Annotated in this window: 11 protein-coding genes and 2 pseudogenes; 5 read left to right on the forward strand and 8 right to left on the reverse strand. The window is 52.4% G+C overall.

Going from position 1 to position 10,429, the window contains the following annotated elements:
* Positions 1 to 69: 69 nt before the first annotated feature.
* The 4 genes and pseudogenes from pgaC to HX884_RS27355 form a co-directional block, all read left to right on the forward strand.
* A pseudogene (gene pgaC, locus HX884_RS23415) lies at positions 70 to 1,011 on the forward strand (poly-beta-1,6-N-acetyl-D-glucosamine synthase); the annotation flags it as partial.
* A gap of 1 nt (position 1,012) precedes the next feature.
* A complete protein-coding gene (gene pgaD, locus HX884_RS23420; protein WP_095907904.1) occupies positions 1,013 to 1,408 on the forward strand; it encodes a poly-beta-1,6-N-acetyl-D-glucosamine biosynthesis protein PgaD in 396 nt (131 codons plus the stop codon).
* A gap of 68 nt (positions 1,409 to 1,476) precedes the next feature.
* Positions 1,477 to 1,917 (forward strand): MASE4 domain-containing protein, encoded by a 441-nt coding sequence (locus tag HX884_RS27350; RefSeq protein ID WP_256737186.1) that lies wholly within the window; start codon positions 1,477 to 1,479, stop codon positions 1,915 to 1,917.
* 40 nt (positions 1,918 to 1,957) lie between these two features.
* On the forward strand, positions 1,958 to 2,827 hold the full coding sequence (locus HX884_RS27355) for a sensor domain-containing diguanylate cyclase (protein WP_280925299.1): 870 nt from the start codon (positions 1,958 to 1,960) through the stop codon (positions 2,825 to 2,827).
* Between the two features lie 2 nt (positions 2,828 to 2,829).
* Here HX884_RS27355 and HX884_RS23430 read toward each other — a convergent pair whose 3' ends face one another.
* Together HX884_RS23430 and HX884_RS23435 are read right to left on the reverse strand one after the other, a co-directional pair.
* A complete protein-coding gene (locus tag HX884_RS23430) occupies positions 2,830 to 3,654 on the reverse strand; it encodes a helix-turn-helix transcriptional regulator (protein WP_058681310.1) in 825 nt (274 codons plus the stop codon).
* A 61-nt stretch (positions 3,655 to 3,715) separates the two neighbouring features.
* Positions 3,716 to 4,117 carry a RidA family protein gene (locus HX884_RS23435; protein ID WP_058681309.1) on the reverse strand — a complete coding sequence of 134 codons (402 nt, stop codon included), beginning with the start codon at positions 4,115 to 4,117 and terminating at the stop codon, positions 3,716 to 3,718.
* Between the two features lie 134 nt (positions 4,118 to 4,251).
* On the opposite strand from HX884_RS23435, the gene HX884_RS23440 reads away from it, so the two are divergent.
* Entirely contained in the window at positions 4,252 to 4,842 is a 591-nt protein-coding gene (locus HX884_RS23440; protein ID WP_178328874.1) for a TetR/AcrR family transcriptional regulator, read from the forward strand.
* 9 nt (positions 4,843 to 4,851) lie between these two features.
* Here HX884_RS23440 and sapF read toward each other — a convergent pair whose 3' ends face one another.
* The 6 genes and pseudogenes from sapF to HX884_RS27360 form a co-directional block, all read right to left on the reverse strand.
* Positions 4,852 to 5,658: a putrescine export ABC transporter ATP-binding protein SapF gene (gene sapF, locus HX884_RS23445; RefSeq protein WP_013096393.1), complete on the reverse strand. Its 807-nt coding sequence runs from the start codon at positions 5,656 to 5,658 to the stop codon at positions 4,852 to 4,854.
* Between the two features lies 1 nt (position 5,659).
* On the reverse strand, positions 5,660 to 6,652 hold the full coding sequence (sapD, locus tag HX884_RS23450) for a peptide ABC transporter ATP-binding protein SapD (protein ID WP_178328875.1): 993 nt from the start codon (positions 6,650 to 6,652) through the stop codon (positions 5,660 to 5,662).
* Positions 6,652 to 7,542 (reverse strand): putrescine export ABC transporter permease SapC, encoded by an 891-nt coding sequence (gene sapC, locus HX884_RS23455; RefSeq protein WP_020690956.1) that lies wholly within the window; start codon positions 7,540 to 7,542, stop codon positions 6,652 to 6,654. Before sapC ends, sapD begins: the two co-directional genes overlap by 1 nt.
* Positions 7,529 to 8,494 carry a putrescine export ABC transporter permease SapB gene (sapB, locus tag HX884_RS23460; RefSeq protein ID WP_013096396.1) on the reverse strand — a complete coding sequence of 322 codons (966 nt, stop codon included), beginning with the start codon at positions 8,492 to 8,494 and terminating at the stop codon, positions 7,529 to 7,531. The genes sapC and sapB overlap by 14 nt, the downstream gene beginning before the upstream one ends.
* Positions 8,491 to 10,131, reverse strand: a complete 1,641-nt coding sequence (gene sapA, locus HX884_RS23465) for an ABC transporter substrate-binding protein SapA (RefSeq protein WP_038419595.1) — start codon at positions 10,129 to 10,131, stop codon at positions 8,491 to 8,493. Before sapA ends, sapB begins: the two co-directional genes overlap by 4 nt.
* Before the next feature lie 66 nt (positions 10,132 to 10,197).
* Positions 10,198 to 10,429 (reverse strand): annotated as a pseudogene (locus HX884_RS27360) (hypothetical protein); the annotation flags it as partial.

The raw sequence follows: 10,429 nt of genomic DNA on the forward strand, positions 1-10,429 counted from the left end.
TCCGGATGAATATGATGATCTCATATCAGGAACTTGTTCGCACCTTCCCTAAATATGTTGGCCGAGCGTTATCCCCGCCTGCGTGTTGTGCATTTGATGGAGAACCAGGGAAAAGCGATTGCGTTGAAAAGTGGTGCCGCCGCTGCAAAAGGGGAGTTTCTGGTTTGCATTGACGGCGACGCCTGTTTGGATCGTGACGCCGCAGCCTGGCTTGTCGCGCCGATGATTGATAACCCGCGTGTGGGGGCTGTGACCGGCAATCCGCGGATCCGCACTCGCTCAACGTTAATCGGCAAAGTCCAGGTCGGTGAATTTTCATCGATCATTGGTCTTATCAAACGTACGCAACGGGTCTATGGCCAGGTGTTTACCGTTTCAGGGGTAATTGCGGCGTTCCGCCGGAGCGCGCTGGCGGATGTGGGTTACTGGAGCGATGACATGATCACGGAGGATATTGATATCAGCTGGAAACTACAGCTTCGTCGCTGGTCTGTGTTCTATGAACCGCGGGCGCTGTGCTGGATTTTAATGCCGGAAACGCTGCGCGGGCTGTGGAAACAGCGTTTACGTTGGGCGAAGGGGGGCGCGGAGGTTTTCCTGAAAAACATGAGCTCCCTCTGGCGCTGGAAACACAGGCATATGTGGCCCCTTTTTATGGAATATTGCGCGACGACGGCATGGGCATTCACCTGCCTGGTCAGTGGGTTGGTCATCCTGGCGGAGGTAATCCAGAACGGATCAACGGGAGGGCTCTCCATTTCATCGGTGTCAGAAAATGCCGGAGTGCTGCTTTGCAGCCTGTGTCTGGTGCAATTCCTGGTGAGTATCCTGATTGAGTACCGCTATGAGCATAACGTCGTTGCCACGCTGTTCTGGATCATCTGGTATCCGATCATCTTCTGGCTCATCAGTTTATTCACCACGCTTGTCGCGTTCACTGTTGTGATGCTGAATCCCCGTAGCACCCGTGCGCGTTGGGTCAGTCCGGATCGCGGGATTGCAAGGGGGTAACATGAAACACTGGATTATCAATTCGCAAAAAAGCGTCTTCCGGGAGTGTCTGGAACTGATCGTAACCTGTCTTTTGTGGGCTGTGTTTGTTTACTTTGCCTCGGGGTTTATCGCTTTATTCCTGAAGGGGTTTACGCAGGGGAATGACGCTTTTTTGCGGCTGTTCTTCTATTTCATCCTGGCGATACTTAACGCGCTGGTACTGGTGCTCTGGGCGATTTACAACCGCTATAAGCATCAGAGAATTGCGGTTCCTCCTGCCCGTGTGGCGAGTGAGGCGGAACTGGCGATGAGCTTTTCACTTTCCCAGCCGGTTTATCAGCAGTTCCAGGCTAATAAAAAGTTATACGTTGATTTTGACAACCATGGTGACGTGGTAAATGTCACCTCAGAGTAGTAGTACGATCCCCCTGACCGTGCCGGTCAGGGGGCGGTTTGCGTCTTTATAGTTTTGCGGTAAGAAGGATGATAAATAACATTACGTTGGCCGAGAAAATGATCATGCTTTCCGGTGCATTTCTGTTTGCACTGATGATCGCGGTAAACTCTTTTTGCGTGAATGATAATCCAGGCTTCAGAGTACCCATGACCACATATTTAATCGTCATGATTGCGCTGTTCTTTCTGGATACCATCATCTTTATTTTCATCCAGATGCAGTATGCGTCTGACAGAACACACCTGTCCTCATTGATTCTGAGTATGGCGTTTTTAAGTGGACTGGTTTATTTCATTGAAACGATCGTTATTATTCAATATCCTGAACACGCTGGTTTTTCTAATGCGGTAAAAACAAACGACACGGCTGTATTCTATTTTTTCAGGCAACTAAGCTTTATCTTTTTACTGGCGCTCGCCGTTCGGGTGGAAAAAAATCACAACACGTTCGTCGTCAGGACGGATTAATAAGTTCAGCCTGGCGTTAACATTATTTATTCCGCTGGTTGTGTTCCCGGTTCTGGCCCATTATATGAGCAGCTATCATCCTGCATTATCATTAACGATAGCGGCAGATGGTCGTGACCAGCATGCTCCCGTCTGGGATGTCCGGTACGTTAACGTTCTGATCACGCTCTGGTCGTTTTTACTCTGCTATATGACCTATGTGACGCGACTGTCTTCAGGCATGTGGAACAGTATTATTGTGGTGTGTCTCTCCGCCATCATTTACAACTTTTTCCTGTTGCTGCTCGACACGTATAATATGTCACTCTGGTATATTAGCCGTACAGTAGAGGTATTTAGTAAATTATTTGTTATTTTCACCTTGTTATTTCACGTATTCAGCACGTTAAAGATTTTTGGCGATCGAATTAATCGCGATCCGCTTACGCAGATCTTCAACCGTAAGTATTTTTATGAGGCGCTTCAACGGAACCGCATGCTCAGGACAGAAAAAGGCACGAGCATAATGATGCTGGATATCGACAACTTTAAGTCTATTAATGATACCTGGGGTCATCCGGTAGGGGATCGCGTCCTTCTGGCGGTGGTGGATATTATCAAAGACAGTATCCGGGATAAGGATATTTTTGCCAGACTGGGCGGTGAGGAGTTTGGTCTTCTGCTACCGAATACTGACGAGAGCCTGGCGGTATCCGTTGCCGAGCGTATTCGCCATAATGTCCAGCACCGGACCGGACAGGGTAACCTTTACGCGCTTCCTGCAGAGGTGACGCTGAGTATCGGCGTGTGCTCAGCCATTCAGAGCAACCTTAACAGCACCGATATTATTCGTAACGTGGATGAGGCGCTCTATGAGGCCAAGCACAACGGTAAAAACAGAATCGTAAGCAGACACGCAGAATGTGGGTGAGCTTATAAAATGGGGATAAAAACGTCAAAATTAACATGCTCATCGCTGTAAGAATTAAACTGCATTAAATAAATGCCCTCGCGCAACGCCAGACGCTTTTTAACCATTGCTTTAACGAAGGCAATTTTGTTAAAGGCGCTGTAGCCCTCCCAGCTACCGCTGAAGGTCATTTTTGCGTATTTTCCTTTTACTACGCACGTCCCTCTTTTTGCAGTCGTGTCGCTTTGTAAGGAATACGAGATTAAGACCTCAACAAGATAAGATCGGCTTTTGCCTAAGCGTTCGGGTGGGCGAGGCACAAGGGTGATGCGATCAATCTCATGACGATTTTCGATAAGCAGTTTCTTGATTTTTTTAGTAATATCATGGACCGAGGTATCAAAAAGATGATCATGTTCGATAATTTGATGGGTATAGAGAAATGTTTCATTCAGTTCACAAATTTCGAGTTCTGGAGTTTGATGGTCGCTTAATAAAAAAGAGGGCTGTAAAACATCAAAATTCCACACTCTGGCACGTCTGTACTCAGAGGGTGTCAGCCCGGTCATTTTTTTAAAGGCTCTGGAAAAACCCTGGCTACTCTGGTAATGGAAAAGATAAGCAATATCCGTCACCGGAATCGACGTCATCCTTAGCATAATAGCAGCACGGCTCAGCCTTCTTCTGAGAATATATTCTCCTAACGAGAGCTGATAGTGCTCCTTAAACCAGGTTTCAATGGTTCGTCTGCTGTATCCGATATCCGCAACCAGGTCATCAATATGTAAAATAGTAAAGTTATTTTCCTCCACCCAGGAGAGAATATACCTTCTGATGCTGTCTTTCATTGGCGTGTCAGTTATTACTTAACGGTAAATGAGTTTCATGCTGGGCAAATTATGCCGGAAGTTAATTGACTGGCGAAGGGATTCTGGCAATAACTTTAATTTCAAAATCAAAACCAGCGAGCCAGTTAACGCCTATGGCAGTCCAGTTTGGGTAAGGAGGACGCGGGAACGCCATTTTTTTCGCCTGCATAATGACGGGAAACTGGTTTTCAGGGTCGGTGTGAAATGTCGTTACATCGATAATATCGTCAAAGGTACATCCCGCGGCCGCAAGGGTAGCCTGGAGGTTATCAAATGCGAGCTGTACCTGAGCGGCGAAATCGGGCTCAGGTGTGCCATCGCTGCGGCTGCCGACCTGGCCAGAAACAAATAACAAATCGCCCGAGCGGATGGCAGCAGAATAGCCATGCTCTTGATAGAGGGCATGACGGTTGGCCGGGAATACAGGTTCACGTGGGTGCATAGCATTTCCTTTTATAGTCGAGGTTATTGTCGTGATGACAAAGTAGAAGTAACATACGCGATGTATGTGAAAAAATGTAATCCACATACGCCGTGTATGTCAAATGGAAAACGCTGCTTAACCAAGGAACCCCCATGGCTGCAAAACGTCGTGCTGAGACGGCACAGGAAAATCGCGAAAAAATGATACAGGCAGCCCGTAAGGCGTTTGCTGAAAAAGGATATGCCGCTGCCTCAATGGATGAACTGACTGCCAGCGTGGGCTTAACGCGCGGTGCGCTGTACCATAATTTCAGCGATAAGAAAGGGTTACTGGCGGCTGTAGTCGCACAGATAGACAGTGAAATGGCTGAAAAAGCGAAAGCCATTGCTTCCACTGCGGAAAATGACTGGGAGAGGTTGCTGGCGGAAGGCGTCGCTTATATCAAAATGGCGCTGGTTCCGGAAGTGCAGCGTATCGTTCTTCTTGATGGTCCAGCTGTTCTGGGCGATCCGGCGCAATGGCCTAGCCAGAACAGTTGCCTGGAGTCGACTCGTCACACCATCGAAAAAATGATCGCATGCGACGTTCTTAAACCGGTTGATGCAAAAGTCGCAGCCCATCTGCTGAATGGCGCTGCGCTGAATGCTGCCTTGCTCATTGCCGCGAGTGACGACCCGCAGATAACGCTGCCCCATGCCATTGAGGTATTCACTCTTCTGGCTGGCGGGTTACGCAATAGCTAAGGGATATTTTTAACGATCCTTTCTCCATGCATCAGCAGTTAGCGCTTCACCAAAATGTCCGGCAATCAGGCGTTTTGTTAAATCGTGGAGTGGGGAGGCCAGCACATCCGCCGTGCTGCCGCGCTCGACAACTTCACCCTGATGCATGACCATCACCTGGTCGCTGATGTGTTTCATCATGCCAAGATGTTGGGTGACGTAGATATAAGAGATCCCCTGTTTTTCCTGCAGTTCCAGCATCAGGTTAATTAACTGGGAACGCATCGACATATCCAGTGAGGCGAGGGCTTCGTCAGCAATAATCACCTTCGGGCGCAAAATCAGGGCGCGCGCCAATCCCAGACGCTGCTTCTGTCCCGGAGCCAGCATATGCGGATAGTAACTTTCGTGATCGGGCAGCAGTCCGACCATACGCAGGGTTTCAAAGATACGTTTACGGCGAGCGTCAGGCTCCAGATCGGTATTCAGCCGCAGCGGGAAATCCAGGATCTGCGAAATACGCTGGCGCGGATTGAGCGAGGTGGAGGGATCCTGGAAGATCATACGGATGCGCTGGCTGCGGAAGGAGTAATCGCCGAATGCCAGCGGATGATCGTCAATCAGCACTTCACCGCCGCTTGGCTCAACCATGCCCGCCAGCATCTTAGCCAGCGTGGATTTGCCGGAACCATTCTCGCCAATAATCGCCAGCGTCTGCTTTTCGCGCAGCGTAAAGCTCAGTGGTTTCACCGCTTCCACGGTCTGGCGATGGAACAGCCCGGTGCGGTAGCGAAAGGTCTTACTCAGGTTGCGTACTTCCAGTAAGGTTTCGACCATTTCACTCTCTCTCCATGTTCAGCGGGAAATGACAGGCGTAAAGATGGTTTTTCGCCCCCGTCAGACGCGGCGTTTCAATACACTTACGCTGAGCATACGGGCAACGTGGCCCAAGACGACAGCCTATCGGCAATGATTCCAGAAGCGGGATCGCACCCGGCAGCGTGTTCAGACGGCTCTTGTGCGGCATGGCGCTGCCAAAATCCGGGATCGCACGAATCAGCGCCTGGGTGTAGGGGTGGTGCGGCGTGGTAATCAGATCTTCACTGGGGGCGGTTTCCACCGTTTGCCCACAGTACATCACATCAATTTTATCCGCCCATTTGCTGAGCATTTGCAGGTCGTGACTGATTAGCAAAATGGTGGTGTTGTTATTCTGATTCAGCCGCGTCAGCAGACGGAATATCTGCGCCTGCGTGGTGGGCTCCATCGCGTTCGTTGGTTCATCCGCAATCAACAGACGCGGCTGATTGGCCAGCGCGATGGCGATCATCACTTTCTGGCATTCACCGTCGGTGAGTTCGTAGGGGAAACTGCGCATTGCGTCTTTATGATCTTTGATCCCGACGCGGTGCAGCAGCTCAATGGCGCGGCGTTTGCGCCAGCCGAAACGCTGCCACCAGCGGCCTTTATAGGTCCAGCTGGGGATGTTCTGCATCAGCTGCTTACCTACGCGCTCGGACGGGTCAAGGCAGGATTGTGGCTCCTGGAAAATCATCGAGACGTTATGGCCGACCAGCTTGCGACGCTCGCGCGGAGAGAGGCGCAGCAGGTCAATATCATCAAACCGCATGCGGTCGGCGGTGACGCGCCAGTTGTCCTTCGCTACACCACAAATGGCTTTGGCGATGAGGCTTTTCCCGGAGCCGGATTCGCCCACCAGACCGCGAATTTCACCTTCAGCAAGGGTAATGCTGATTCGGTCGACGGCCTTAACCCAGCCCTCACCGGTTTTAAACTCGATGGTGAGGTTGCGGATATCAAGAAGCGGCATTATTGTACCCCCGCATTAATTGCGCGGCGAATACCGTCGCCCAGCAGGTTAATCAGCAACACGCTGACCATAATGGCCGCACCCGGTAACATAACTGTCCACGGGGCGACGTAGATAAGCTCCAGCGCATCGCCCAGCATCGCACCCCATTCCGGTGACGGCAGTTGGGCACCCAAATCGAGGAAACCCAGCGCAGCGATATCCAGTATCGCCATCGACAGGGCGCGGGTGATCTCGGTGACCAGCCCGGCTGCGATATTCGGCAGGACGGCAAACCAGAGAATATTCAGCGTGGTGGCACCGTCCAGACGGGCAGCAACAACATACTCTTTCTCCAGTTCGTCATGCACCATGCTGTACACAGAGCGAACGATACGGGGCAGGATAGCCAGCCACACGGCAAACATGGCATGCGTCAGGTGCGGCCCGGCAAAGGCCACTACAATGATCGCCAGCAGCAGCGATGGGATAGAGAGCAGGGTGTCCAGAATGTGATTCAGCACCGCCGAGCGCAGACCGTGGGTGGAGCCAGCAAAAATGCCCAGCGCGAGACCGCAAACTGTGGCGGCAAGCGTCACCACAAACGCACCACCCACCGTTGGGGCGGCACCGCTCAGCAGGCGGCTCAGCACATCACGGCCCAGATCGTCGGTGCCCAGGAAGAAGGAAACTTCCCCATAGCGCGACCACGACGGGGGCAACAATTGATAGCCGAGGAACTGCTGGTCGATACCGTATGGCGCAAACCACGATCCAAATACGCACAGCAAGACCAAGCCGGCACAGCCGTACAGGCCGATCATTGCCGTGGTGTCACCATAGAATTTACGCCACACGGTACGTAGCGCACCGGGCGTGCGCTTTTCACTGTATACGCTATCGTAAGGCATACCATTCCTTATGCTTCAACGGGTTGGCCATTGCACCCAAAATATCGGAAATCACGTTAACAATAATCACCAGCGAACCAATCACCATGACGCCTGCTGAAATGGCGGCGTAATCCTGCTGACGAATGGCGTTAATCAGCCACCGGCCCAGACCTGGCCAGCTAAAGACCATCTCGGTGATCATCGCCAGGGTCAGCATGGTCGAAAACTGCAGCCCAAGGCGCGGAATAACCGGCGGGAGCGCGTTATGCAGTACGTGACGACGCAAGATAGTCAGGCGTGAAAGCCCGCGCGTGGCCGCAGCTTTAACGTAGTTCTGATCAAACACTTCCATGGTGCTCAGGCGCATCAGGCGGATCACTTCGGTTGTTGGCGCCACCGCAAGCGTTAGCACCGGCAACACCATATGACGCAGGGCGCTGACGATCATTTCGTGACGCCAGACGGAGTCAGAGAGCCATGCATCAATAATGGCGAAACCGGTCACCGATTTAACTGTGTAGAGGAGGTCAAAGCGGCCTGAAACCGGCAGCCAGCCCATTGTCAGAGAGAAGAACAGCGTCAGCAACAGCGCCAGCCAGAAAACCGGGATAGAAAAGCCGAGCAGGGCGAGGGCGCTGATAAATTTATCCTGCCATTTATTGCGATAAATCCCCGCCAGCATGCCCACCGGAATGCCCACCATCAGGGCAAAGCCGAAGGCCAGAATGCAGAGCTCCATCGTGGCCGGGAACACGTCTTTCAACTGCTCAGAGATAAGCTGTCCGTTGATACTGGAGACGCCAAAATCCCAGTGCAACAGGCCGTTGAACCAGAACAGCCAGGCATCCCACAGCGACGATCCCTGAAGCGGGGCGTGCGGCGTAAAGTAGCTCAGGCTGAAGCCCACGAAGGTCAGTAAAAAGAGCGTCACCAGCAGTAACAGGAGTCGACGCAAGGTAAAAATGATCATGGTTTTTTCACCTCTTGTTCTTTTTCACGGTCGACCCCGGCGAAGGAGGCGTTGCCAAACGGGCTCAGTACCAGGCCTTTAATATCGTAACGATAGGCCTGCAGACGCAGGGAAGAGGCCAGCGGCAGCACAGGCAGTTCCTTGGCGAGGATCTTTTGCGCTTCATCATAGGCATCAATGCGTGACGAGAGCTGTTGTGACGCCAGCGCTTTTTGCAGAACGGCGTCAAACTCGCGGTTGCACCAGTGAGCGTAGTTGGTCTGTGAGTTTATTGCCGCGCAGCTTAACAACGGACGGAAGAAACTGTCCGGGTCGTTACTGTCAGTCGCCCAGCCCGTCAGCGTGAGGTCATGGTTCATATCCATCAGGCGCGCTTCCTGGAAACGCCCTTCAACCGGAACGATGATCACTTTTACACCGACCTGCGCCATATCAGCCTGCAGCAGCTCGGCGGTTTTCAGTGGGCTAGGGTTCCATGCCTGAGAGCTGGTCGGTACCCAGAGCTGCAGCGTCAGGTTTTCAGCGCCCAACGCTTTAAGCTGTTCGCGTGCTTTTGCCGGATTGTATTCCGTGATTTTGGCTTCACCGTCATACGCCCACGAGGCGCGCGGTAAAATAGAGGCGGCGGTTTCCGCGGTGCCGTAATAAATGGACTGCATCAAACGCTGGTTGTTAATGGCCAGCGCCAGTGCATGACGAACTGCCGGGTTATTCAGCGGCGGCTTATCGGTGTTAAAAGCGAGATAGGCAATGTTCATACCCGGGCGCAGCGTCAGGCGCAGGCGCGGATCGTCGCGTAAAATAGTGAGCTGGCTGGCGGCAGGCCAGGCCAGCACGTCACATTCGCCGGTCAGCAGCTTTGAGAGCCGCCCCGTACCGCCAGACCCGAGGTCGACCACTACCTGCGGCATCAGCGGCGTGCCGCGCCAGAAGTGTTCGTGGCGCTGCAGGCGAATATATTGCCCGGCGCGGTATTCGGCCAGCTGGAACGGACCGGTGCCGACCGGCTGGCGGTCAAGCAGCTCCTGACGATCCTGCTTGTTCAGCTTTGCCGCGTACTCAGCGGACATGACGGACGCATAGTGGGTCGCCAGATGCCAGAGGAAAGAGGCATCCGGGCGCGTCAGGGAAAATTCAACCGTCCGGTTATCCAGTTTGCGCACGCTTTTAACGGTGTCGGCAAACTGCAGGCTGTCGAAATAGGGGAAGTTCCCCCCGTTGACGTTATGCCAGGGGTGATGGCGGTTGAAGATACGCTGGAACGTAAAGACCACATCGTCTGCATTCAGCTTGCGCGTGGGGGTAAACCACGGCGTATGCTGAAACGCAACGTCATCACGCAGACGGAAACGGTAAGTTGCGCCGTTGTCCAGCACCTCCCAGCTTTCCGCCAGCTCCGGCACCAGACGGTAGGTGTACGGATCAACATCAAGCAGACGGTCGTAAAGCTGAGCGGCGAGAGTATCCACAATCAGGCCGCTGCCCGCTTTTTGTGGGTTGAAGGTATCAACCTGTCCGCTGACGCAGTAGACGAAGCCACTGTCACGAATATCAGGCTGCTCAGTTGGCTCGGGGGCAGCAAAGGCCTGGCTACTGAACAGACTGAGTGCAAAAAAGGACGATAAAACCAGACGCATAATTTTTAAGGTATGATATGTTAAGTGGCTATCTTACTAATATTAAACGAAATTATCCAGTGTCGTTTATCCCTGAGGGCATCCTGGGGGCAGTAGCGTTTGCAGTCGCTCATTCAGCATACCAACCTGATCGGCATTCATACCGACTCTCCACTTTGAATATACCTCATAAACCATCTTAGCATTTTCATGCCCTGTCTGACTCGCTATAAACGAAGGATTCGCCCCGACAGACCGTATGCGGTTAGGGAAGGTGCGAATAAGCAGGTCATTTCTTCCCAAGCTGACTCGCTGATTA

The sequence above is a fragment of the Enterobacter sp. SECR19-1250 genome, from assembly GCF_013391025.1.
Classification (GTDB): Bacteria; Pseudomonadota; Gammaproteobacteria; order Enterobacterales; family Enterobacteriaceae; genus Enterobacter; species Enterobacter cloacae.

What these genes read in the sequence shown, in the direction of transcription:
- pgaD (WP_095907904.1), top strand. Translation starts at nt 1,013, where the DNA reads ATGAAACACTGGATTATCAATTCGCAAAAAAGCGTCTTCCGGGAGTGT.
- HX884_RS27350 (WP_256737186.1), top strand. Translation starts at nt 1,477, where the DNA reads ATGATAAATAACATTACGTTGGCCGAGAAAATGATCATGCTTTCCGGT.
- HX884_RS23430 (WP_058681310.1), bottom strand. Translation starts at nt 3,654, where the DNA reads ATGAAAGACAGCATCAGAAGGTATATTCTCTCCTGGGTGGAGGAAAAT.
- HX884_RS23435 (WP_058681309.1), bottom strand. Translation starts at nt 4,117, where the DNA reads ATGCACCCACGTGAACCTGTATTCCCGGCCAACCGTCATGCCCTCTAT.
- HX884_RS23440 (WP_178328874.1), top strand. Translation starts at nt 4,252, where the DNA reads ATGGCTGCAAAACGTCGTGCTGAGACGGCACAGGAAAATCGCGAAAAA.
- sapF (WP_013096393.1), bottom strand. Translation starts at nt 5,658, where the DNA reads ATGGTCGAAACCTTACTGGAAGTACGCAACCTGAGTAAGACCTTTCGC.
- sapD (WP_178328875.1), bottom strand. Translation starts at nt 6,652, where the DNA reads ATGCCGCTTCTTGATATCCGCAACCTCACCATCGAGTTTAAAACCGGT.
- sapC (WP_020690956.1), bottom strand. Translation starts at nt 7,542, where the DNA reads ATGCCTTACGATAGCGTATACAGTGAAAAGCGCACGCCCGGTGCGCTA.
- sapB (WP_013096396.1), bottom strand. Translation starts at nt 8,494, where the DNA reads ATGATCATTTTTACCTTGCGTCGACTCCTGTTACTGCTGGTGACGCTC.
- sapA (WP_038419595.1), bottom strand. Translation starts at nt 10,131, where the DNA reads ATGCGTCTGGTTTTATCGTCCTTTTTTGCACTCAGTCTGTTCAGTAGC.